Raw genomic sequence first — 25,163 nt, forward strand, 5'->3', positions numbered from 1 at the left:
GTGGATGGATCAGTCGATATCTTACATAATTAATGAACTAGGTGAAGAGCGCTCGATGTATTACAATGCTGTTGCGCCGCCGATTATTCAGACAAGTAATTTTGCCTTTAATAAAATATCCGATTTATCGGCAGTTTTTGAAGACGAGTACAGTGCTTACTTATATTCCAGGGGATTAAACCCGACAGTAGATATTCTTCGAAAAAAATTAGCCGCTTTAGATGGTGCAGAAGATTGTCTGGTTTTAAACTCAGGAGCATCCGCCATCTATAATTCAGTAATGGCAAATGTTAAAACGGGTGATCATATTATTTCGGTGAATAATCCATACTCCTGGGCAAAACACCTTTTTAATCATATTCTACCCAGATTTGGAGTTAATACCACCTATATCGATGGTACCCGGATTGAAAACTTTGAGGAAACCATCCAGCCAAATACTACGATCATCTATTTGGAATCTCCCAACGGCTGGAGCGGTGAAGTACAGGACCTGGCCGCTATAGCAACACTGGCAAAGAAAAAAGGAATTGTAACTATTTGTGATAACTCGTTTTCTACCCCCCTCTACCAACAGCCGGTTAAATTAGGAATCGATATCTCCATTCAATCTGCTACAAAATATATCGGCGGGCATAGTGATGTGGTAGCCGGAGTGCTCAGTGGCACTAAAGAAATGATAAAAAAGATATTTGAAAGTGAAATGTTATGCACCGGTAACGTGATTTCCCCACAAAATGCTTGGTTATTAATCAGAGGATTAAGAACTTTGCCCATGCGACTTGAACGCGTTGAAAAAACAGCCCAATCTGTACGAACTTATCTAGAGTCTCATTCGCTTATTGAAAAAGTCATATATCCGTTTTCTATTGAGAATCCACAGCATTTATTGGCAAAAAAACAAATGAAAGGTGTCGGTGGATTATTTAGTTTTGTATTAAATGTAAATTCAGACGAAGAAATAGTAATATTTTGTGAAAGTCTGCGACATATATTAATAGCAGTGAGTTGGGGAGGTCATGAAAGCTTGGTAATGCCATCTTGTGCCTCTTTGCCCAAAGGTAGTTTTGATAAAAATAATCTCCAGCATAAAATGGTACGGATGTATGTTGGATTAGAAGAAGATTCTTATTTAATTGCAGACATATCACAGGCATTAGATAAAATCACTGCCGCCAGAACCAAGTAGAAATAATTTTGCAGCACGAGCTGCAACGTATATAAAAAGAAGCATGAAAAAATTCAAAAAAATCGCTTTTGCAGGTTTTATCGCAGTTTTGAGCATACAAGCTTCCGCGCAGAATACCTGGTCATTACAGCAAACTGTTGACTACGCATTGGAAAACAATATCTCGATCAAACAGTCTGATATTCAGGCTCGTATGGCTGGGGTAAATTTAAAGCAGATAAAAGAATCCCGGTTTCCAAGTTTAAGTGCCGGAGCAAACTACGGTTACAGCGCCGGTCGTAACCAGGATCCTACTACCTTTAACCTGATTACCCAGGGGTTCTGGACCAGTAGCTATTCTTTGCAATCGAGTGTAAATCTTTTTAACTGGTTTGCCCTCAACAATAATATTGACGCCAGTAAATTTGAAGCTGCTGCCGCCCAGAAGTCAGTGGAAAAGCTTAAAAATGATGTGTCTCTGAATGTGGCTGCGGCGTATTTACAGGCATTAGTTAATAAAGAACAGGTACACGCCAGTAAAGTACAGATTGAATTAACGACCGCACAACTGGAAAATACCAGAAAACTGGTAGCAGCCGGAGCTGTTCCTGAATTAAATGCTGCCGAACTTGAAGCGCAGCTGGCGAGAGACAGTTCTACTTTGGTTTCTGCCGAAATGATGGAAATTCAATCGGTATTGCAGTTGAAAGCATTGTTAAATATGGATGCTGCAATTCCTTTCGATATTGATAATCCGGATGTTGCAAATATTCCGGTTGAATCACTTCTTAGCTTACAACCAGAATACGTATACTCATTGGCAAGAGAGGCCATGCCGCTGCAAAAGGTAAACGAATTCAGAGTGGCTGCAGCTAAATCAACTTTGAAAGCAGCACGTGCTCAGATGTTACCTTCTGTAAGTATGTTCGGTTCTTTAGGATCCAGTACCAATAACCAGGCATTCGAAGTGATTGGTGTGAATTCTATTCCGAATGTAAACCCAATAGGAAGAGTGTCAGTAGGGGGTACAGAATACAATGTGGTTCCGTTTAACCCAACTACCAATGTGCCGATTACCAGAAAACAAGGGTATTTCGATCAGGTAAACCAGAACTTCCGTCAAAGCGTCGGTTTAAGTTTGAGTATACCGATCTTCAGCGGCGGACAATTAAGAGCTAACAGATCACGTCAGCAACTCAACCTTGAAAATACTTTGTTACAGCAAAAAGCTGATGACCTCGATTTGAAACAAACTATTTACAGAGCCTACGCCGAAGCATATTCTGCTTTACAAAAATATCAGGCATCTGAAAAATCTGTTCAGGCAGCTCAAAAAGTGTATGACTTCGCTTCTAAAAGATATGAAAACGGAATGTTGCAAACACTTGAACTGATCACTAACCAAACTAACTTATTCAGAGCTACTATTGATAAATTAACTGCCCAGTATGATTACGTATTTAAAATGAAAGTGCTGGAGTTTTATAAGGGTAGCGGTATTAAATTATAATCGAGAACATTTTTTAAAAGTATACTAATGAGAAAAAAAATATGGATACTGATCATTTCGTTGATCTTGTTATGTATCATACTAATCGCATTGAAGTCTGCAGGCGTGATCGGTAAAGACGAAGGCGTGGAAGTAAGTACTGAAAAAGTTGAAAAAAGAACCATCATTGAAACCGTGAACGCGAGCGGTAAAATTTATCCTGAAATTGAAGTAAAGGTATCTCCGGATATCTCAGGAGAAATCGTTGAATTAATGTATGAAGAAGGAGATTCTGTTCGTAAAGGAGCTCCTTTGGTAAGAATATATGCTGACATCTATTCTACTCAGAGAAATCAGGCAGCAGCTGTCGTAAGCCAAAGCAGAGCGATGTTAGAAAATACAAAAGCTCAATTGGTAAGTTTGAAATCAGCTTTAGACCTTGCTAAAATTACTTATGATCGTCAAAAGAAATTGTTAGACGATAAAGTTATCTCAAGATCAGAGTTTGATCAGGCTGAAAACGGCTTACACAATGCACAGTCAAATTATGATGCTCTTTTGCAGAGAATTAAAAGCGATGAAGCCAGTATCTTAAGCTCACAGGCTAGCCTGGAAAGAGCAGATAAAGATTTAAGCAGAACAACCGTTGTTGCTCCTATGAGTGGTATCATCTCTTTAATGAGTGTTAAAAAAGGTGAGCGCGTAGTAGGTGCCTCTATGATGGCCGGTACCGAAATGATGAGAATCGCAGACATGAGTGCTATTGAACTTCAGGTAGAAGTAGGTGAAAATGATATTCCGAAAGTCTCCCTGGGCGACTCTGCAGTAATCGAAGTAGATGCTTACAGTAACAGGAAGTTTAAAGGTATTGTTACAAAAATTGCTTCTACCAGTATGAGCGCTTCTATTGCTACCGCCACTACTACTACAAATGATGTTTCTAACTATAAAGTACATATCCGTATGATTCCTGAAAGCTATCAGGATTTGTTAGATCCTTCTAAACCTAAGAAGTTCCCTTTCAGACCGGGTATGAATGCCAGTGCTGATATCCAGACTACTGTTAAAAATGATGTGCTAAGCGTTCCGATTAACGCTGTTACTTCAAGACAAAAGAAAAATACTGATACTACCACTGTAACTGATAATGCCAATCAAAAAGTAGATGCGCAGGCTTCTAAAAATGAAGAAGTAGTGTTTGTGGTAGGAGCTGACGGTGTAGTGAAAAGAAAAACCGTAAAAGTAGGTATTCAGGATATTAACTATTTTGAATTATTAAGCGGATTGGAAGTAGGTGAGCAAATCGTTTCCGGCCCTTACTCTGTAGTAAGTAAAGAACTGGAAGATGGTAGAAAAGTAAAAGTTGTAAAGAAAGATGAGTTGCTTAAAAGTAAATAAGCACCGGATATAAACGATTTTTTTTCCGATTTCTTTCGAATATATCATGAAAAAGGCTGCTCCTGAAAAGGGTAGCCTTTTTCTTTTTAATGAGCACTATTTTGTCTTCTCATACACGAAATCTATTAGTAATCAACTAATTTGACGACGATTCGTCACAATTCCATATTTTTGAACAAATGCTGCATTATGAAATTTGGAATTATTGGAAACGGAACCTGGGCTACGGCTATTGCAAAAATTCTTACAGATAACGAATTGAATATTCACTGGTGGGTGAGAAAAGAAGAAGTTTTGCAGCATATTAAAAAACGCCACCATAACCCGAATTATCTTAGCTCGGTTTATTTTGATACCAGCCTCGTTGAACTTGATGTCGATATTCAACAAGTGGTGAATGCGTCAGATGTCATCATTCTTGCAACTCCTTCGGCATATATGGAAGATGCATTAAAAATGCTGGATAAAAGCTCTTTTAATAATAAACTCATCCTTTCTGCAATGAAAGGTTTGATGCCTTCCTCCAACCAGTTGCTGAATCATTATCTCGCTGAACACTTCCACGTACGGGCAGAGCAATATTTTACTTTAATGGGACCCTGCCATGCTGAAGAAGTAGCAGCTGAGAGGCTTTCTTACCTTACCTTCTCCGGAACTGGTGAAGAAAAAACAAAAGAAATAGCTTCTTTTTTTAAAAATGAATATATCTCTACTGTCATTAATCACGATGTTGATGGTGTACAATATGCCGCTATTCTTAAAAATATTTATGCATTAGGAGCTGGCATCGCACATGCACTTGAATATGGGGATAATTTTTTAAGCGTTTACATCGCCAACTGTGCGAATGAAATGAGCCGCTTTCTGGATATCTACAAAGAAAAGAAAGAACAGGCTCAACTAAATAACAATTATACGGCTTCGGTATATATGGGTGACTTATTGGTAACCTGTTACTCACTGCATAGCAGAAACAGAAGTTTCGGCAATATGATCGGAAAAGGTTACTCTGTAAGTGCAATTCAATTAGAAATGAATATGGTGGCCGAAGGTTATTATGCAGCTAAAGCAATTGAAACAATCAATCATTCTATCGGTGCCGGTATGCCCATCGCGCACAGTATTTATCAGATATTGTTTGAAAAATTATTGCCAAAGTACGGGTTTAAGAATATTGAAAATCACTTGATATAAATAAAAAGGGAGCCTTGTTACGGGCTTCCTTTTTATTTATGTTTTATCTTTTCTTAATACTTTTTTAGTACTTACTACTCAAAGAATAAATCAGAAGAAATTGCGTCTGCAAACAATTTGCCGTCGTCTGTTAAGGCAATACGCTCCGTTGATTGAATAAAGTATTGTTTCCATTTAGAACTTAACAATAGCTGTGTGAATGAGTTCATTTCTTCAGTTGTTAGCAAAGATGCTATCTTTTTATAGTGAATACCTTCCGTTGTTCTTAAAGCGGTCATGATATATTCGTTCGCTACATCTTTATGTGTAAGCGTTTCTTTTTCCCAATAGATGCCCCCGTTTTTTACTTCTTTTATATAAATAGCATTGTTGGCTATATTCCATTGTCTGCTGATTGTATTAAAAGAATGTGCACTTGGCCCTAGCCCGATATAGTGTTCACTCTGCCAGTAAGCACTGTTGTGTTTGCTTCTGTGCCCTGGTAAAGCGAAATTCGAAATTTCATAGTGTTCGTATCCGGCAGTTTTTAGCCATTTCATTAAAAGAAGAAAATGATCAGCCTGTTTTTGAGGATCAACATTGGGGAATTTTCCAGTATGAATAAGATGATCCAGTGCGGTTTTCGGTTCAACTGTTAAGGCATAACAGGATATATGAGGAATCTTCCATTCAATGAGCCGGTCAACATTCCATTTCCAATGCGCTTCACTCAAAGTCGGTGTTCCGTAAATTAAATCTACAGTTAGGTTTTCAAAGCCGGTTGACCGGGCCAGTTCCACCGCTTTCAAAGCTTCCGCAGCATTGTGCGCACGGTTCATCCATTGCAGATCTTCTTCAAAAAAAGATTGAATGCCAATGCTTAATCGGTTGATTCCTAGTTTTTTCCAGTCCTGTAGCCGGCCCTGTTGAATATTGTCAGGATTGGTTTCTAAAGTGATTTCAGCGTCTGCCGTTATTGTAAAGTGTCGATGAAGTTGGTCAAGAATAGCCGTTAACTCTTCCGTTGATAATAAAGATGGTGTACCGCCGCCGAAATAAACCGTTTTTACTACCTCCTGCTGCAGGTAATCTTTTCTGAGCTCAATTTCTTTTAACAAGGCTTCCACAAATGCCGGTTTCTGTTTCAGAGACGTTGAAAAGTGAAAGTTGCAATAATGGCAAGCCTGTTTGCAAAAGGGAATATGTAAATAGATACCTGCCATAGAGAGATGTTGTAAGTTTGTGTAAAATTACAGTTTTAAGAATTAAGTTCTGGAAGATACAAGTGAAGGACTGTTTCTGGCGTTATAGTCACACGAAACGAATTTCGTAAAATTGCAATATCTTGTAACAACACGTAAATGACGAAAAGGTTTTTTATAATAACCATATTTAGCCTGTTGGTGATGAAAGTTGCGGCGCAAACACGTTTAGTGATTCAGGCTGAAGCTACCGGTGATGCATTGGCTATTATAACGTCATTTCCGAAAGCTTTTGAAACCGTTGATGCAGTTATTGCGCAATTTCCAGTGCTTGTCAATCAGCTGCAGGCAAAAGGATATTGGGAGGCTTCGGTAGATCAGTGGGTGCTTAAAAATGATACTGTATTCGCCGGCTGCTGGATAGGCAAACAGTATAATGAATTGCAATTGCAGCCAGACAGTATCGCTCAGCTCCTGTTAAAAAATTACCAGTGGAAAAAAACAAAAACGGTATCAGTCACTGAACTGGATTCTTTTCAAAATCACCTGCTGAACTATTTATCCGAATTAGGTTATCCATTTGCGAAAGTAGAGTTTCATAACGTTCAGCTTTTGCCAGATCCTGTGCTGCCGTTGAAAATAGAAGCGGGCCCCATGTATAGCTTCGACAGTATTATTAATGTTGGCCCGGCAACATTGAATCATCATTTCATCTCTAAATACCTGCAAATAGAAAAGGGAACACTTTTTCAACCGTCCAGAATGCGTGAAATCAGTAATAAACTGAATACGCTCGACTTTATAGAACAGGCAGCTCCTCCTCAGATACAATTAACAGGAACCGGTGCTATTCTGCAGTTAAACCTGAAAGAACGTAAGGTTTCACAGTTTGATTTTCTGATCGGGTTATTACCGGCAACAGACGAAGTATTACGCCAGAAATTATTGATTACCGGTGAAGCTAATATTCTTCTTAAAAACGAATTTGGCGGTGGAGAATCTATCGGTTTAACCTGGCAGCAATTACAGCCGAAATCACCCCGCTTGCAAATAATTTTTGATCAGCCTTACATATTTAAAACCAACTGGGGGGTGAGCGCAGGCTTTCAGCTTTTTAAAAAAGACAGTAGTTTTCTTACCATTCAATTGAATGCAGGATTAAAATATGCAATGGGAAAAAGGCAGGTCGGTACTTTTTTTGTGCAACAAAACACATCCAATATTATCGGCCTGGATACCAACCTGATCAAATCCACGAAAGCATTGCCTCCTCAATTGGATGTTCGCTCTACAAACATTGGTCTGGCACATGAATATAATGGAACAGATTATCTCCGGAATCCCAGAAAAGGGATGTGGTGGATGTTAAGTGGAAGTGCAGGATTAAAACAAGTGAAACAAAACGCTGCAATTGCACAAATAAAAGACCCTTCTTTTGATTATACGAGTTTATATGATACCGTACAGTTGAAATCTTATCAGTTTCGATTAACCGGCATCATAGATAAATATCTTCCGGTAGGAAAAGCGAGTACGATTAAATTATCAACAAAAGCCGGTTGGTATCAATCGCCACAGATTTACCGGAATGAGCTATTTCAGATCGGCGGATTTAAATTGTTAAGAGGGTTTGATGAAGAAAGCATTTATGTGTCTGGTTATGCAGTGGCTACTTTTGAATACAGGTATCTGATAGGTCGAAATGCTTATTTATTTGGCTTTACTGATGCCGGTTGGGTAAAAAGTGCACAGGTGGGCGCTGTGTTTTCAGATCAGATGTTAAGCGGTGGAATGGGTATTTATCTCGAAACAAGAGCCGGTGTTATACAGATGGCGTTGGCTGCAGGTAAAAGAAAAGACCAGAATTTTGACATCCGGCAGGCTAAAATCCACCTCGGATACGTTAATTATTTTTAGAAATGTAAAGAATCGTAAGAAGCACTTACTTTTGCAAAATCATGATGAAAAACTGGATACTAATACTTTTTTTGAGCACATTGGGCCAATTAGTTTTGGCACAGGAAATACAACCTGATACTGTTCCTGCGGTAACAGTTCCGGTGTCCCCTCCTCAAAGAACAGTTCCCGTTTTAACCGCTGCACAAAAACAAGCTATCAAAGACAGCATCGATATTGCTGCTATTATGGTTGAGCAACCTGTCAAAGTAACGTTAAATTATCAACGCTTAAAAGAACAATTAAGCACAGATCCACTATTTCCATTCGGAAAAAAAGCGAGCAAAATCAGCATGCACGAATATCAGCGTGATGATAAAGATGCTTACTTCTATGTAATTGCAGGATTAGTATTGTTTTATGGATTGATCAAACTCATATTCGGAAAATATGTAGCCTGGTTGTTCAATGTGTTTTTTCGTTCGAATCTGCGCCCGCAGCAAATCAGAGATCAATTACAACATACACCGCTACCTTCATTATTATTGAATATTTTGTTTATATTTGTAGGAGGCGTGTTTCTGTTGTTTCTTTCAGAATACTATAACATCGCTACCGATGAAAACGAGTGGATCCTGATTGCTTATTACTGCGCAATGATTGCAATGCTGATAATCGGCCAATATATCTTACTCAAAACAATCGGGTGGATATTTAATATATCGGCTATTACTGATATTTATATATTCATAATTTTCCTTGTCAACAAAATCATCGGTATCATATTACTTCCGGTAATAGTGCTGATGGCTTTTCCAATTCCTACGTTAATTCCGGTGGTGGTAACAATTATCAGCCTTATTTTCCTGATATTGTTGCTCTACAGATTTATAATTTCTTATAAATCAATAGGAAACGAAATTAAGGTGGGTCGCTTCCATTTTTTTATTTACCTTTGCGCCTTCGAAATAGCACCCTTATTAGTAATAGGAAAGGTGTTATTGGATTATGTAGATAGAAGTTATTAATTGTTGTAAATCCATACTTAAAAAATATGGTTAAAAACGGTGCTAAAAAAGCAATTGCGGGAAAAAAAGAGATAGGTGTAATTAAGCATGTTTTGATTACGCAGCCTAGACCTGAATCTGACAAATCGCCGTATTTCGAACTAGCGAGGAAGTATAGTGTTGAATTAGACTTTCAACCTTTCATTCAATTGGAAGGAATTCCCGGAAAGGAATTCAGAAAGCAAAAAATTGACATCTCTAGCTACTCTGCTGTGATCTTTACGAGCCGAAATGCAATTGACCATTTTTTCAGAACTTGTGAAGAGTTGAAAGTGACGGTTTCGCAAGACACAAAATACTTCTGTATTACAGAGGCTGTCGCCCTATACCTTCAAAAGTTTATCCTTTATAGAAAACGTAAGGTGTTTTATGGTTCTGACGGATCAAACAAAAGTATGTTTGATGCAATCAGTAAACATAAGGAAAATGAAAAATTCCTGTACACCTGTTCTGAAAACCAGCAGGATAATGAAATTATCAACTGGTTGAAGACGCATAATTGTGAGTTCGCTACTCCATTTATGTATCGTACGGTGAGTACTGATGTGAAGGAACTGTTGTCTGACAAAAATTACGATGTAATTTGTTTCTTTACCCCGAGCGGAGTAAAGAGCTTGTTTGATAATTTGCCTGATTTTCAACAAAATGGAACAAAAATCGGTGCCTTCGGAAGTAATACGGCAAAAGCGGTGGAAGAATCGGGCTTAACACTCGAGATCAAAGCCCCTCAGCCACAAGTACCTTCAATGGTGGCCGCACTGGATAATTTCCTGGGAACAGTGATCAAAGCGAAGTAATTGTGAAATTTTGTTGTCTCAAATAAAAATCATATCTTAATAGTATATTTACTAACATCTTTCTGTTTTCACCAAAATAGTATATTTATCGAAACATTTCTACTCGCGTTTATTTGATATGATTGATTTATGGGTGATTTTACAAACCGATTAATTGGTGAAACTAGTCCATACTTATTACAGCATGCCAAAAATCCTGTGGATTGGTATCCTTGGGGTGAAGAAGCTTTGCAAAAAGCATTAACAGAAGACAAACCTATATTGGTGAGTATCGGTTATGCTGCCTGTCATTGGTGTCATGTAATGGAAAGGGAAAGCTTCGAAGACGAAGCCATTGCTCAATATATGAATGAGCATTTCGTCAATATCAAAATTGATAGAGAAGAACGTCCTGATCTGGACCATATTTATATGGATGCATTGCAGGCAATGAACGGACAAGGAGGATGGCCTTTGAATGTATTCCTGACTCCTCAAAAACAACCTTTTTACGGAGGTACTTATTTCCCGCCTAAATCAATCTATAATCGCCCGTCCTGGACGCAGGTATTAGAAGGAGTTTACAGAACTTATCAGGAGAAAAAGGAAGATGTACTGCACCAGGCAGCTCAATTAACGCAACATTTACAACAGGCGAACAGTTTCGGTTTAATGCAAAGAAGCAACCTGCCCGCTGCAGATGCTATTTTTTCAAAAGAAAAAATCGATCTCATGGCAAATAATATTCTTGCACAAGCCGACGATGAAGAAGGTGGCTTCGGCCAGGCTCCCAAATTTCCCCAAACATTTTCGATCCAGTACCTATTGCATTATCATCATTTTACCAAAGATGAAACAGCATTGAAACAAGCTTGTTTGAGTTTGGATAAGATGATGAAAGGGGGAATTTACGACCAGGTAGGAGGTGGTTTCGCACGATATAGTACAGACAAAGAATGGCTGGTTCCGCACTTTGAAAAGATGTTATATGATAATGCATTATTGATTAATGCTTATTCAACAGCTTATCAACTTACGAAGAATATCGCCTACAAAAGAATTATAGAAGAAACTATTGCATTCGTAGAAAAAGAGATGAAAGCACCCGAAGGCGGATATTATGCTGCAATAGATGCTGACAGCGAAGGAGTAGAAGGAAAGTTTTATGTATGGGATGCGAATGAGATTTTTGAAGTACTGGGAGCAGAGGCCGGTATGTGGATGGAATATTTCAGCGTTACCGAGAGAGGCAATTGGGAAGAGAAGAATATTCTCACTATCAAAGAAGACGATGCTGATTTTGCTGCATTGTATGAAATGGAACCGGATGAGTTTTACCGGCAGCTCGATATTGCGAAGGCAAAGCTTTATGCGTATCGCTCGCATCGTATCAAACCCGCCATTGATGATAAATTATTAATGGGGTGGAATGCACTCATGAATACGGCATTGAGTAATGCAGCTGCAGCGTTGAACAGAAAAGATTATATCGAATTGGCAGAAAAACATGCCGATTGGATGCTCAAAACATTTTTTTATCAGGGCCAGTGGTGGCATACTTATAAAGACGGTTCCAGAAAATTCACTGCTTTTTTAGATGATTACGCTTATTTAACAAAAGCATTCATTAAACTGCAGGAAGTTTCAGGAAACCTGAAATATCTCGAAACGGCTTCGTTGATCGTTGAAAAACTGCAAGCTGATTTTGTTGAACCTGAAACCGGCTTTTTCTTTTTTACCGCAAAAGATCAAAATGATGTGATTGTGCGTAAAAAAGAGATATATGACGGAGCAACCCCTTCAGGAAATGCAGTCATCAGTGAGTGCTTGTATGCGCTTGGTATTTTGTTCGATCATTCAGCCTGGAGAGAACAGGCTTATGTCAACGCGATGCTGATGCATCAAATGGCAAACCGTTACCCTACCTCGTTTGGGGTATGGGCCGATCTGATTCAGAGCCTGTATTTCGGCGTTGCCGAAATAGCGGTTGTTGGCGAGGATTTTGCAGTGGTGAGGGCGTCTGTTTTGGAACATTGCATCCCTTATCGGGTAATGCAGTCGGCGAGTGGAGCTGTGGAGGCATACCCTTTGTTGGCAGGTAAACCGGGCGGAGAAAAATCAAATATTTATTTGTGTAAAGATTATTCATGCCAAAAACCTGTAAATCAAGTGGATAGCTTCATTCAAACACTAGAATCGGCTAAAATATTTTGAGAATATTCATACAATAATATTCGATTAATGTCCGTTCTAATAGGAAGAAGCAATACGAAATATAGCTTTATTAATAAATTCTAAACTTGTGATGAAGTTGGTAAAACAGTATTTTTGCCCAATACCCTTTAATAAAATGTTTATGAAAAACCTATCCGTCTTAGCAACACTTTGTATGCTGGTAGTTGCTACAGGTTGTGGTAAATTAGGCAAGTCGTCGAAAGGAAGTACCCTTCCTAACGATGGTCAACTGCATGGGGTGGCTCCAGGCAACAGATATCAAATGGCCAAGCCTCCGGGCATGGTGTATATCCCACCTGGTACCTTTCATATGGGACCAAGCGACGAAGATGTAAACTATGCCTACACTGCTCGCAACAAACAAGTGTCAATCAATGGATTTTGGATGGACGCTACAGAAATTACGAATAATGAGTACCGCCAGTTCGTTTACTGGGTGAGAGACTCCATTGCTGCCACTTTATTACAATATGGTAAAGAAGTGGACGGTGTTTTTGTAATTGACTGGCCGAAAGCTAAAACTATTAAATGGGACGATAAGTCTACCATTGAGAAAGTTGATCAAATGATGTTGTCTCCTGAAAGCCGCATTTTCGGTAAAAAAGGAATTAACGCAGCAGCTTTGATTTATCACTCCGAAACTTTCGACCTGAAGGAAGCTTCTAAGCGTGAAAACGCCGGAAAATCTGCTTCTCAGTTTATTTCAAAAGATGATATCGCTATTTATCCAGATACGTTAGTGTGGATGAGAGACTTCTCTTATTCTTACAACGAGCCAATGACCAAGCGCTATTTTGCTCACCCCGCTTATGGTAATTATCCGGTTGTTGGGGTAACCTGGAAGCAGGCTACTGCTTTCGCAGAATGGAGAACAAACTATATGAACTCTTTCAGAGAGTCTAAAAATCAGGTAACAGAAAGTGATTTCCGTTTACCAACAGAAGCTGAGTGGGAATACGCTGCAAGAGGCGGCCGTTCTCAGTCTATGTTCCCTTGGGGTGGATATTATTTAAGAAACAGAGAAGGTTGTTTATTGGCAAACTTCAAACCAGGCAGAGGTAACTATCCTGAAGACGGTGGTTTCTACACTGTAAAAGCAGATGCTTACTGGCCTAATGACTTCGGTTTATATTGTATGGCAGGTAACGTTGCTGAGTGGACAAGTTCTCTTTACTACGAAGGAGCTTACAACTTCCAGCATGATATGAACCCGGATATTCGCTACAACGCTACAAAAGCTGACCCTCCACGTATGAAACGTAAAGTAATTCGCGGTGGTAGCTGGAAAGATGCAGGATTTATGCTGCAAACCAGTGCACGTGCGTACGAATACATGGATACTGCTAAATCTTATATTGGTTTCCGCTGTGTTATCGATTTACCGCCAATGGGTAAATAATTATATATGAAAAACTAAAACGAACGTCTTTAAAAAACGTCTTAGCCCTTTTAAAACTAATATCTAAACAACAAAAAATTAATTTATGGCTGGTAGCTCAAAAAGAACCGACAGAATATTAAATGTTATCGTTTGTCTCGGTGCAGCAGTTGTTATCGTTGGTGCGTGGATGAAAATTACCACGCAACCTGCAGCCAACCTGATGTTAACAATCGGATTGTTAACAGAGGCGTTCATCTTCATTTGTTATGCAATCGTTCCTCCGCACGAAGATCCTATGGCATCTGTAGCTGAAGCATTACCTAAAATGATTAGTGGTGCACAGGCCGGTGGAAACCCTGCGCTCGATAAAATGGATAAAATGTTACAGGAAGCAGATATTACTCCTGCAAACCTGACTAAATTAAGTGACAGCTTCAAGAAGTTAGGCACTACCGTTGAGAAAATCTCTGATGTTGGTGATGTATTAAAATCAACCAGCGACTACTCTGCTAAAACTAAAGAAGCTACTCAGGCATTAGATACCCTTAAAACCAGCTATCAGGGCGCTGCAAATACGATCGGCCAGTTTAACCAGGCTGCAGATAGTACTAAACAGTTCCACGAGCAGGTACAGGTGTTAAGTAAAAACTTAGGCTCATTAAATGCTATTTATGAGTTAGAATTACAAGACACTAACAACCATTTGAAAGCAATGAACAGTTTCTATGGAAATCTTGTACAGGCATCTCAGGCTATGCAAACCAGCGTAGATGATGCTAAACAAGCTCATGAACAAATTGCTAAACTAGCGAAAAACTTAACCAGCCTGAATACTGTTTATGGCAATATGTTAAACGCTATGCAAGGACGTTCATAATCCATTTCCACCTAAACTGTGAAAAACCAAATTGTTCATTAAGAAATCTTACAATACATGGCTCTACCTAAAGAACCTAGGCAGAAGATGATCAATATGATGTATTTAGTGTTAACAGCAATGTTGGCGCTGAATGTATCTGCCGAAGTATTGAACGCTTTCAAAACGGTAGACAAAGCGATCAATAACTCTAACACCGTCATCGACGAAAAAAATGCGTTGACATACGAATCTTTTAAAACCAAATTAGAAGATCCTCAAACAAAAGCTAAAGCAGCTGAATGGGCACCTAAAGCTGAAGCTGCAAAAAAATTAACCGACGATTTATATGCTAAACTGGAAGAACTAAAAACCGAAATGAAAAAAGGTTCAGGTTTACGTATCAATGAAGACGGTACCGAAAGCTATAAAGAATCTGACCTGAATACTCCAACTATGATCATGGAGAATCAGGGAAAAGGTACAGAATTATACGATCAGTTAGTGAAATATAAGGCAGATATGATGAGTATCTTTGATCCGAATGAATTCAAAGATAACCAGTCTTTCTACAATCAATACGTGAAAGATATCGAACAAATGACCAAATCATTCCCGGTTGATGTGAATGTACCGCAATCTAAATCTGCCAATAACTATTCCAATGATGCGAAAGGGTGGACTGCCACCTATTTCAAAATGACCCCTACTGTTGCTGCAGTAACTATTCTGAGTAAAATTCAGAATGACTTGAAAAATGCTGAAGCAATGGTAGCAGATTATTGTCACGCTCAGGTTGGTTCGGTAAAAGTAGTATACGATGAGTTTAAAGTAATTGCACAACCATCCACTACTTACGCACTACAAGGTGATGAAATTGAAATTACTGCCGGTATCGGAGCATTTAGTAAGGCCGCATTGCCTGAAATCACCATCAATGGTGCTAAACAAAACCTGAATGCTGACGGTACTGCTAACTATAAGTTTAAAGCAGGTTCTCCGGGTGTTCATAAAGTTCCGGTAACGATTATGTATACTAAACCTGATGGTACTAAAGTACCTGTAAACAAAGAAATCGTTTACACAGTTGGTGTTCCTTCAGGTGCGTCAGTTTTCTTAGAAAAAATGAACGTATTGTATATTGGTGTGGAGAATCCTTTAACCATCTCTGGTGGTAGCACCGGTAGCGAGAAAGTAAGCGTAGCGTTCGATAACGGTACTTTAAAGAAAGTTTCAGGTGATCGCTATATCGCAGTTCCTTCGAAACAGGGATTGTCTGAAATTAAAGTAACCGCTAACGGCAAAACATACTCTTTCCCGATGCGTATCAAAACTTTACCTGACCCTGCAGTATTCGTAGGCGGTAAAAGAGGTGGTGATATGCCTTCTGCAGAGTTCAAAGCAATGGGTGCCGTTATTGCCCGTCTCGAAGATTCTGATTTTGAAGCACCTTTTAAAGTGGTAAGCTACAAAGTTGGTGTTCAGGGTGGCCCGGTACAGTTGTACGCAGAAGCTCAAAACCAGGGTAACCGTTGGAGCGGTAATGCAGCTAACTTAATCAGCCGCACCGGTCCGGGTTCAAAAGTTTTCATCGAAGAAATTGTGGTAGTTGGTCCTGATGGCAGAAACAGAACACTGCCTGGTATCATCTTCACATTAAAATAATTCTAATAGCATTTAAAAGACATAGCAATGTTTAATCGAATGATAAGAAACAGTTTGTGTACAACAGCTCTTTTGATGGGCTTTGGTTTTGCGCAGGCGCAAACTGCAGATACTTCCGGTTTAGTTATTCCGGAGATCAAACGATCTTTGCGCAACGATAACGCTATCGAACGCAACCTCGTTAAAGACCGCGTGCCTTTGGCTTATGAACACATCCGTGAAGACGATGCCGTTTATATGCAAAGAATCTGGCGCGAAATCGATGTGCACGAAAAAATGAATCTTCCATTCGTTTATAAAGCTGATAGTGATTTAGGTAACCAACGTTTCATCAACATCCTGTTGAATGCTATTAAAAACAATGGTATTACCGCTTTCTCACCGGTAGATGACCGCTTTACTACTCCTTTAACTTTAGCAGAAGTAGCAGAAAGCCTCACTTCCAAACCTCGTAGCATCCAGATTCCGGATTATGCTAATGATCCTGACGGCTCACTGGGTTTAATGCGTGATACCACTATCACCGACGACTTCGATCCTGATAAAGTTGAACGTTATTGGGTAAAAGAAGACTGGATCTTCGACAAAGAATCGTCCAGAATGCACGTTAGAATTTTAGGAATTGCTCCTTTAAAATCAGTTTACAACGAAGATGGCTCGTTCCGTGATGTTCTTCCGCTGTTCTGGGTATACTACCCTGATTTAAGAAACGAATTCTCCCGCCACGAAGTTTATAATGGTATGAACTATGGTGCAAGAATGACCTGGGAAGAACTGTTTGAATCACGTATGTTCGCTAGCAGAATTATCAAATCTACTATCAACAACCCGAACGACCTTTTCATCAGAAGCTATGTGAAGGATCCGATTCTCGCTCTTTTAGAAGGCGAAAATATCAAAGAGAAAATCTTTAATTACGAACAGGATTTATGGGAATATTAATCCCGTTAAAAAATATAACATTAAAAGCCCGCTATATAGCGGGCTTTTTTTATGTGTAAACATCAGATTGTTAGTTAATTATATTTTATTGATTTATGTCAAGTAAATTAGCTCAAAATACCCAGTAGCAGGTATTGTTTAATTTGTTTAAAACGTTATTTTTACATCGGTTTTTCATAGGATATTGGATTTTAAAAGCGGGGCCGGATTTCTATCTGGCCCCTTATTTTTTTTCCCCATGAAAGTGATCATATACAATAGAAGCTTTCGATAACCCTATCAGTTCAATCAATGCCTCTTTTGTGGCTTCACGTACTCCTTTAACCGATTTAAAGCGCTTCAATAACTCTGTCGCTGTTTTATCACCGATTCCGCTGATCTCTTCCAGCTCATTTCTGAAAGTTCCTTTACTTCTTTTCTGACGGTGAAACGTAATCCCAAAACGGTGTACTTCATCACGGATCCTTCTGATCAGCTTCAGGCTCTCACTTCTATAGTCCAGTTTTAATGATTCCTTATCGCCTGGAAAAAATATCTCCTCTTCGTTTTTTGCCAGTCCGACAATGGTCATTTCACCTATTAGTTCCAACTCTCTGATCGCTTCCAGTGCAGCCCCCAGCTGTCCTTTACCTCCGTCAATTATCACCAACTGAGGAAAGGGCTCATTTTCATCTTTTAAACGTTTATACCTTCTGTAAACGACCTCTTTCATGGTCGCAAAGTCATTAATGCCTTCTACTGTTTTAACATTAAAATGTCGATAATCTTTTTTACTGGGAATTCCGTTCTTAAAACAAACCATCGCAGAAACCGGAAACGCGCCCTGAAAGTTTGAGTTATCAAAACACTCTATGTGTACCGGCACTTCCGGTAACTGCAGGTCGCGCTGTAGTTGATACAAAATTTGTTTAATCTGAAAGTCATCTTTTCCTTCCAGTAATAGTATTTTCTTTTTCTTTATTTCATTGATAAAGTAGTTCACATTCTTCAGTGACAAATCAAGTAATTTTTTTTTGTCACCGCCTTTTGGCACTGTAAGTTCTATTCCTTCTTCCGCATACTCGATTTCAAAAGGAATGATAATTTCTCTTGCCAGGCTATTAAATGTAGTTCTTAACTGTGCAATGGCGAAGCTTAATACTTCTTCGTCAGACTCATCTAAATGGGTTTCTAATGGGCTGGTGTGGGTTTGTACAATCGTACCGTTTTGAACCATCAGATAGTTTACATAAGCCAGGTCACCTTCCCTCAATAATGAAAATACGTCTGCAGTAAGGCTTCTGTTGGAAACTACTATCGACTTAGCCTGATAGTTTTCCAGCTGATCAATTTTCTTCTGAATAATAGCGGCGCGTTCAAATTTTAAATCCTGAACAGCTTCCTGAATTTCCTGCCTGAAGTGATGAATTACCGGCTGTAAGTTTCCTTTCAGAATATTTCTGATTTGTAAGAGTCCTTCTTTATAATCCTCTTCCGTTTGCAATGATTCGCAAGGGCCTTTACAGTTGCCCAGATGATATTCTAAACAGACTTTATACTTCTTTTTGGCAATATTAGCCGGACTCAAATTCAGTTTACAGGTTCTCAGCGGAATCTGCTGTTTGATGAAGTTGATCATTTCCCTTACATTTCCCACACTCGTAAAAGGGCCAAGGTATTCAGAACCATCGGGAATTTTATTCCGGGTTAAAAATACTCTTGGGAAATGTTCATTCTTAATGACTATAAACGGATAAGTTTTATCGTCTTTAAGATTGATGTTATATTTTGGCTGATATTGTTTAATCAGCGAATTTTCCAGTAAAAATGCATCCTGTTCGGTGTCTACAATGGTAAATTCGATATGGTGAATCCGTTTTACTAATTCGTGTGTTTTATAATTAGTAAAAGTTTTGTTGAAGTAAGAGCTCACCCTTTTACGCAGGTTTTTAGCTTTACCTACATAAATCAATTCATTCTCCTGGTTGTAATATTTATAAATTCCGGGATGCGTCGGAATGGTTGATTGAATATTTTGAAAATCTAAAGGTTGCATATTGTTTACTCAAAAAATAAGGACGGTTCCCAAATCAATTCTTCTACAGTCACTTTTCCATCTCCATTTTTGTATTGAGTGATAATTTGAATCATCTCCTGCAGTTTCCACATCACCTTCTGTGTTTTGTCTGCATCTGATATTTCAAACATTACAGTGGTAATAACATATTCCTGTTGTTTATTAGGAGCAGTAATCACTTTTACTTCAGCAAGTTTGGAGTTTTTGATTTTGGCAAGATAGTGAAAGTGAATCTGATTGCTTGCTTCATCTACAACAGGCACTTCCTGAAATAGTTTAGCAAAGTTTTCAGCTTGCATTTCTTCGAGCCAAAGGTCTTTTATTTTGTCGATAAAACCGGTGGTGTCAATAAACATACTGTCAGTAAGCACCTGGTTTTCCCATTTTTTATATAAAATATTAGAACCGTATTGCATTAAATGTGCTACATCGCTTTGTAGTGCATCTTCAAATCGCAGGTATTCGTTGTTTTCTTCTGTATTCTCCGGTTGATTTTTACAGGCTATAAACGATAACAAAAGGGCTAAATAAATAAATCGTTTCATTTTTAATGGTTATGTCCATTAAAGTTAAAAAAACACTTTATCAATGCAAAGTTAGTTATGGGATTATATTAGTAACAGCAATTTTAAAACCATATTCGATGATGTGCTCACGAATAGGATATTCTTTGATAAATGAAGAGTTGAGCTGGTAACGTACTACCGGTCCTACCTGCCAGCGCGTAGATCCTGTTTCATACGAAACGAAAACTTCACCACTGGTTGAAGCATTGAACTTTCTTAAAAGATCCGGTGCTTTGGCGTAGTTTCTGAAATCGGTAGATATGAGATAGCTGTTTGCATTTAACAGATAGTTCGGTTGTATTGAACCTGCTGCGGTAACAGCGAAATTATCTCTTTTTAAGAAAGTAAATTCAAGTCCGATCGGGATGGCTAACTGAAAATATTGGTTGGTTACCCGTTCAGGTTTTTCGCCTCCAAAGTTTCGTAAACTTGAATAGCTGTAATAAGTTCTGCTGGGAGCACCTTCCAGGTATATTCTTACCGGTTCTACCTGCCCGGTGCTGTAAGCATTAATATCATATTTACTATAATTAACCTGAAGGCCAGTTCTGATTCTGAATTGATCGTTCAGTTTATACAGCATGTGTACGCCTAATTCAAGTCCGATAGCCGGTCTGTGACTCACCAGTTTCTCCGGATTGTTATTCAGGAAGGGAAAGTTATTCAGAATATAGCCGCGATTACTGCTATGCTCTGATAGTTTTCTGAAAGAGGTGGTAGGCATGGCGGATAATTGCCAGCTGATTCTGTTTTTGCGATTCTTCTTTGTAATTTCTTTCAGTTCTTTGTCTGTTAATACTACCGGTTCAATTCGCTGCTGTGCTATTTTATTGCCGGTAAATTGCTCTTGCGTGTTTACAATCGCTGCTTTCTTAAGCGATAGTACATTCTTTTCAACGGCTGTTTCTACCGCTAATATTTTGGTGGAAGTTGTTGTTAACGATTGTTGTATAGAAATGTTTTCTTCTGAATAAGGGGTATTATTGCCTGACAGGTAAATACCGGCCAGCGGTTCTCCCGATGAAGTGGCTTTAGACCTTGCAATAGCAGCGTCTTTACGTTGCTGCAATTCGGCGTTTACTTCACGGAGTTTATCACGATAATCCTGTTCTATAAATTGGGCGATGGAGGTTTTATTAAAAAGATTTTCCCAGCCTCCGATGCTTGGATGATATTCAGCTAACTGATTAGATACAATTCTGTTTCCGAATGGATGGTTGTGAGTCTGGAGTTTAAAAGCTATAATAGTGGAAATAAAAAGAAGTATCAGAATTCCCAATTGCCATTTGCCTTTCAAATGAACATGGCGATAAATGCCCTTCCAAACGTTGTCGGAAGGATACATTCGATGCTCATCAGCATGTTCTTTTAAAAAGTTTTCAAATTCGTTTTGGTTAAATCCCTGATGCATCTTTCATAATCAAATTTTATGACGAAACAGCCACATTAAGTGATTGCCCGTTTTTCTTAGTTTGAATAATGATATTTCTTTTTTCAAGGATCGTTGCCAGCAACTGCTTCGCGCGGGTGTATTGTGACCGGCTGGTGCTCTCTTCTATATCCAACATGGCAGCAATCTCTTTATGATTATATCCTTCAATAGCGAATAAATTCAATACGGTTCTGTAACCTATCGGCAATACTCTGATACAGTCGATAACCTGTTTGGCCTGTAAAATAGACGGAACATCATCTACCATTAAACGCATAGAAGCAGCTTCAATCTGAAGATTGTCGTTGAACTTTTTATTTTTCTTGAGATGATTGATACAGGTATGAACAATAATTCTTCGAACCCATCCCTCGAAAGAACCTTTGTTTTGAAAACTTTGAATCTGACTGAATACGCGGATGAAACCTTCCTGAAGCATATCTTCCGCATCCTGTCGGTTAATTGAAAATCTATAGCATACCGACAACATTTTCGAACTGTAGAGATGATACAGCTCTTTCTGTGCAGCAGGTTGATTACGTAAACATCCTTGTATGATGGTTTGTATATCCATGCAGATATGCCTTGTTCTTAAATATACAAATTATTCATGACATTTAGCTGAAAAAGGCATTAAAAAAGGAGCCCTTTCGGGCCCCTTTTGAATTAATTCTATTGTTGTTATTTAACTGACTGATTATTAGCCTACTAATATTTCTCCGGTCATTTCTTTAGGAATAGGCAATCCCATTACTGTTAAAATGGAAGGAGCTATATCACCGAGTTTGCCAGGTTTAATAGTACCGGATGCTGCTTTATTGATATAAAACAAAGGAACCAGATTAAGGGTGTGTGCTGTATTCGGTGAACCGTCGCCATTCGTCATATAGTCTGCATTACCATGATCAGCAGTAAGAAATACGGTATAACCATGTTGGATGGCAGCAGTTACTACTCGTTCCACACAGGTGTCTACTGTTTGAACTGCTTTGATGGCTGCTTCCCATATACCTGTATGGCCTACCATGTCAGCATTGGCAAAGTTCAGGCAGATAAAATCTGCTGTTTCATTTTCAATTTCAGGAATGAGTGCATCCGTAATTTCAAAAGCACTCATTTCTGGCTTCAGGTCATAAGTACTTACTTTTGGTGAGTTTATCAGAATTCTGCTTTCTCCTTCAAACGGCGTTTCTCTGCCTCCGCTGAAAAAGAAAGATACGTGCGGATACTTTTCTGTTTCAGCTATACGGATTTGTTTTTTACCGTTCTGAGCCAGTACTTCACCCAATGTATTATTGAGGTTATCATTTTCAAAAATGATATGTACATTTTTGAAACTCTCATCGTAATCGGTCATTGTGGTGAAATGCAGTAGTAACGGTTTCATTCCAAAATCAGGAAATGCTTCCTGTGTTAATACCTGCGAAATTTCACGACATCTGTCTGTTCTGAAGTTAAAGCAAATCAATGCATCGCCTTCTTTCAGTGTAGCCAATGGCTGGCCGGTATGATCTACAGCAATGATCGGTTTTAGAAACTCGTCGGTAACGGCAAGACGGTAATTTTCCTCAATAGAAGCGGTAAGATCAGTTGACAGGGTACCTACTCCGTTTACGATAGCATCGTATGCAAGTTTTACCCGTTCCCAACGTTTGTCGCGGTCCATTGCATAATACCTTCCGGTGATAGAAGCGATTTTACCGGTGGTAAGCAGTAAATGATTTTCTAAGTCTTTTACATAACCTAACCCGCTTTTAGGGTCTGTATCCCTGCCATCGGTGAAAACATGTATAAATACATTAGTAAGGCCCTTTTGTGCACAAAGGCTTGTAATCGCTTTCAGATGATTGATATGTGAGTGAACACCGCCATCACTGAGTAATCCCATCAGATGGAGCGGCTTATTGTTATTCTTAGCGTATTCAATACTTTGTAACAAGTGTGCATTTTGCTGAAATTCACCGTCTCTGATAGCAACATTGATTCTTTGCAATTCCTGATAAACGATTCTTCCAGCTCCCAGGTTAAGGTGACCTACTTCACTATTTCCCATCTGACCGTCAGGTAACCCCACTGCTTCTCCACAGGTAACTAAAGTAGTATTCGGATACTTCGTATATAAACTATCAACAAAAGGGGTATGAGCATTCTTAATTGCATCTGCCTGAGGCACTTTTCCTAATCCCCAACCGTCCATAATGATCAAAATCGCCTTATTTTCTGCCATAACTGAATTGGATTGTTTATTAATTGATACACAAATGTAATGGATTTATTTAGGTGTTGGAATTGGAGTTTGGCATGTTTTTAGCCTTTGAAAAGAAAATGTTAAAGTCATGAAAAAGTTGCTGGGGGTGGCCTTGGTGGCCATCTCGATAGGGTTATTTTCTTTTCAGGTAGCTATTTCAATCGAAGATGTTATTTCGGCTATGCGAGTAGGTAATGCATCTAAACTCTCTGAATATTTCGATGCAAGAGTAGATGTATCGCTACCGGGTAGAAGCGATAATTACAGCAAAAGCCAGGCTGAAATGATTTTGAAAGATTTCTTCCACTCTAATAAAGTAAGGTCTTTTGATGTAAAACACAGAGGAGAGAATAAAGATGGCTCTTTGTTTTGTGTGGGTACACTTGAAACCTCGATAGGGGCTTACCGGGCTAAGTTTTTTATGAAAAATAAAGCCGGTGATCAGGTGTTACAGGAAATCGGGTTCGAATTGATGCAATAAAGTGTTTACCATTGAGATATTCGGAAGAGGTTGTTTCGTTAAGAAACAGCCTCTTTTGATTTTACCCCTTGCCCCCTTATTCGTAATTTTTCTTCGTATTTCAGTTAAGTTGGTTAATCGAATTGAACCATTTAGGGATGAAGGAAGTTAAGGATATTGAAAATGTAGAGTTTAGAATGATGAGCGGGGTATTTAACCGATGCTGGCTATTTCTCCCACTCTTAACTCTTAATTATTAATTCTTCATTCTCTTTATCCGGTTTCTTATCTTTGTTTTATGCAAACATTTCAGGAACAATTAGATCATCTTATTCAATCGGCTTTAGCTGAAGATATTGGTAATGGAGACCACTCCACTTTATCTGCTATTCCGGCTGATGCGAAAGGAAAAGCTGTTTTGAAAATAAAGCAGGACGGTATTCTTGCCGGTGTTTCGGTGGCAAAACGAATTTTTGAAATGACCGATCCTTCTATCCGTTTTATACAGCATAAAATGGATGGAGAAGTGATGAGAAACGGTGAAATTGCCTTTGAAGTAGAAGCTCATATCCATACCATCTTACAATGTGAGCGCCTTGCCCTGAACTGTATGCAGCGAATGAGTGGAATTGCAACGCTTACGAATGTGTATGTAAAAGCTATTGAAGGCTATAAAACACGGATTCTGGATACACGGAAAACCACTCCGAACTTCAGGTTACTGGAAAAAGAAGCCGTACGTATTGGTGGAGGAGTCAATCACAGAATGGGATTGTACGACATGATTATGTTAAAAGATAATCATATCGATTATGCAGGAGGGCTTGAGAGTGCTATTCAAAGAGCATACGATTATGTACAACAATATCATCCGCATCTAAAAATTGAAGTAGAAACCAGAAATATTGAGGAAGTAGAGCAAGTGGTGAATTTCGGTAAAGTAGATAGAATTATGTTGGATAATTTCACACCGGAACAAATTGAAGCGGCCCTGAAAATAATTAATGGAACTATTGAAACCGAAGCAAGTGGTGGAATTAATCTTGATAACCTCAAGTCTTATGCAGCCACCGGTGTTGATTATGTTAGTATCGGCGCATTAATTCATCAGGCAAAAAGCCTTGATCTGAGTTTAAAAGCAGTAATTGTTTAA

Annotated in this window: 20 protein-coding genes; 14 read left to right on the forward strand and 6 right to left on the reverse strand. The window is 38.8% G+C overall.

Going from position 1 to position 25,163, the window contains the following annotated elements; all coding sequences use genetic code 11:
* Positions 1 to 4 precede the first annotated feature (4 nt).
* The 4 genes from D9O48_RS01410 to D9O48_RS01425 all read left to right on the forward strand — a co-directional run bounded on the left by D9O48_RS01410 (position 5) and on the right by D9O48_RS01425 (position 5,249).
* Complete coding sequence (locus tag D9O48_RS01410; protein ID WP_126969841.1) at positions 5 to 1,189, forward strand: trans-sulfuration enzyme family protein; 1,185 nt, start codon at positions 5 to 7, stop codon at positions 1,187 to 1,189.
* A gap of 43 nt (positions 1,190 to 1,232) precedes the next feature.
* Entirely contained in the window at positions 1,233 to 2,678 is a 1,446-nt protein-coding gene (locus D9O48_RS01415; protein WP_126969843.1) for a TolC family protein, read from the forward strand.
* A 27-nt stretch (positions 2,679 to 2,705) separates the two neighbouring features.
* Complete coding sequence (locus D9O48_RS01420) at positions 2,706 to 4,055, forward strand: efflux RND transporter periplasmic adaptor subunit (protein ID WP_126969845.1); 1,350 nt, start codon at positions 2,706 to 2,708, stop codon at positions 4,053 to 4,055.
* Between the two features lie 189 nt (positions 4,056 to 4,244).
* On the forward strand, positions 4,245 to 5,249 hold the full coding sequence (locus D9O48_RS01425) for an NAD(P)H-dependent glycerol-3-phosphate dehydrogenase (RefSeq protein WP_126969847.1): 1,005 nt from the start codon (positions 4,245 to 4,247) through the stop codon (positions 5,247 to 5,249).
* Between the two features lie 74 nt (positions 5,250 to 5,323).
* Here D9O48_RS01425 and hemW read toward each other — a convergent pair whose 3' ends face one another.
* Positions 5,324 to 6,451: a radical SAM family heme chaperone HemW gene (gene hemW / locus D9O48_RS01430; RefSeq protein WP_126969849.1), complete on the reverse strand. Its 1,128-nt coding sequence runs from the start codon at positions 6,449 to 6,451 to the stop codon at positions 5,324 to 5,326.
* Positions 6,452 to 6,589: 138 nt separating this feature from the next.
* On the opposite strand from hemW, the gene D9O48_RS01435 reads away from it, so the two are divergent.
* The 8 genes from D9O48_RS01435 (at position 6,590) to porN (ending at position 17,248) form a co-directional block, all read left to right on the forward strand.
* Positions 6,590 to 8,347: a BamA/TamA family outer membrane protein gene (locus D9O48_RS01435; RefSeq protein WP_126969851.1), complete on the forward strand. Its 1,758-nt coding sequence runs from the start codon at positions 6,590 to 6,592 to the stop codon at positions 8,345 to 8,347.
* A gap of 41 nt (positions 8,348 to 8,388) precedes the next feature.
* Positions 8,389 to 9,354 (forward strand): DUF4271 domain-containing protein, encoded by a 966-nt coding sequence (locus D9O48_RS01440; protein WP_126969853.1) that lies wholly within the window; start codon positions 8,389 to 8,391, stop codon positions 9,352 to 9,354.
* 26 nt (positions 9,355 to 9,380) lie between these two features.
* A complete protein-coding gene (locus tag D9O48_RS01445; protein ID WP_126969855.1) occupies positions 9,381 to 10,190 on the forward strand; it encodes a uroporphyrinogen-III synthase in 810 nt (269 codons plus the stop codon).
* A gap of 129 nt (positions 10,191 to 10,319) precedes the next feature.
* Entirely contained in the window at positions 10,320 to 12,383 is a 2,064-nt protein-coding gene (locus tag D9O48_RS01450) for a thioredoxin domain-containing protein (RefSeq protein ID WP_126969857.1), read from the forward strand.
* Positions 12,384 to 12,525: 142 nt separating this feature from the next.
* The gene (porK, locus tag D9O48_RS01455) at positions 12,526 to 13,803 is read left to right on the forward strand and encodes a T9SS ring complex lipoprotein PorK/GldK (protein WP_126969859.1); all 1,278 of its coding nucleotides are present in this window, start codon (positions 12,526 to 12,528) and stop codon (positions 13,801 to 13,803) included.
* 85 nt (positions 13,804 to 13,888) lie between these two features.
* On the forward strand, positions 13,889 to 14,662 hold the full coding sequence (gene porL, locus D9O48_RS01460; RefSeq protein WP_126969861.1) for a type IX secretion system motor protein PorL/GldL: 774 nt from the start codon (positions 13,889 to 13,891) through the stop codon (positions 14,660 to 14,662).
* A gap of 57 nt (positions 14,663 to 14,719) precedes the next feature.
* Positions 14,720 to 16,306, forward strand: coding sequence for a type IX secretion system motor protein PorM/GldM (gene porM, locus D9O48_RS01465; protein ID WP_126969863.1), 1,587 nt, complete (start codon positions 14,720 to 14,722; stop codon positions 16,304 to 16,306).
* Between the two features lie 27 nt (positions 16,307 to 16,333).
* The gene (gene porN, locus D9O48_RS01470; RefSeq protein ID WP_126969865.1) at positions 16,334 to 17,248 is read left to right on the forward strand and encodes a type IX secretion system ring subunit PorN/GldN; all 915 of its coding nucleotides are present in this window, start codon (positions 16,334 to 16,336) and stop codon (positions 17,246 to 17,248) included.
* Between the two features lie 223 nt (positions 17,249 to 17,471).
* Here porN and uvrC read toward each other — a convergent pair whose 3' ends face one another.
* The 5 genes from uvrC to gpmI form a co-directional block, all read right to left on the reverse strand.
* Positions 17,472 to 19,283, reverse strand: a complete 1,812-nt coding sequence (gene uvrC, locus D9O48_RS01475; protein ID WP_126969867.1) for an excinuclease ABC subunit UvrC — start codon at positions 19,281 to 19,283, stop codon at positions 17,472 to 17,474.
* 5 nt (positions 19,284 to 19,288) lie between these two features.
* On the reverse strand, positions 19,289 to 19,849 hold the full coding sequence (locus D9O48_RS01480; RefSeq protein ID WP_126969869.1) for a hypothetical protein: 561 nt from the start codon (positions 19,847 to 19,849) through the stop codon (positions 19,289 to 19,291).
* A 55-nt stretch (positions 19,850 to 19,904) separates the two neighbouring features.
* Positions 19,905 to 21,281: an outer membrane beta-barrel protein gene (locus D9O48_RS01485; protein WP_126969871.1), complete on the reverse strand. Its 1,377-nt coding sequence runs from the start codon at positions 21,279 to 21,281 to the stop codon at positions 19,905 to 19,907.
* A gap of 16 nt (positions 21,282 to 21,297) precedes the next feature.
* On the reverse strand, positions 21,298 to 21,876 hold the full coding sequence (locus tag D9O48_RS01490; RefSeq protein WP_126969873.1) for an RNA polymerase sigma factor: 579 nt from the start codon (positions 21,874 to 21,876) through the stop codon (positions 21,298 to 21,300).
* Positions 21,877 to 22,002: 126 nt separating this feature from the next.
* Positions 22,003 to 23,529, reverse strand: coding sequence for a 2,3-bisphosphoglycerate-independent phosphoglycerate mutase (gpmI, locus tag D9O48_RS01495; RefSeq protein ID WP_126969875.1), 1,527 nt, complete (start codon positions 23,527 to 23,529; stop codon positions 22,003 to 22,005).
* A 109-nt stretch (positions 23,530 to 23,638) separates the two neighbouring features.
* Here gpmI and D9O48_RS01500 point away from each other — a divergent pair, with 109 nt between their 5' ends.
* Positions 23,639 to 24,031, forward strand: a complete 393-nt coding sequence (locus D9O48_RS01500; protein ID WP_126969877.1) for a DUF4783 domain-containing protein — start codon at positions 23,639 to 23,641, stop codon at positions 24,029 to 24,031.
* Between the two features lie 277 nt (positions 24,032 to 24,308).
* Positions 24,309 to 25,163 (forward strand): carboxylating nicotinate-nucleotide diphosphorylase, encoded by an 855-nt coding sequence (nadC, locus tag D9O48_RS01505; RefSeq protein ID WP_126969879.1) that lies wholly within the window; start codon positions 24,309 to 24,311, stop codon positions 25,161 to 25,163.

Origin of the sequence: Gynurincola endophyticus (assembly GCF_003991195.1) — a bacterium.
Classification (GTDB): Bacteria; Bacteroidota; Bacteroidia; order Chitinophagales; family Chitinophagaceae; genus Gynurincola; species Gynurincola endophyticus.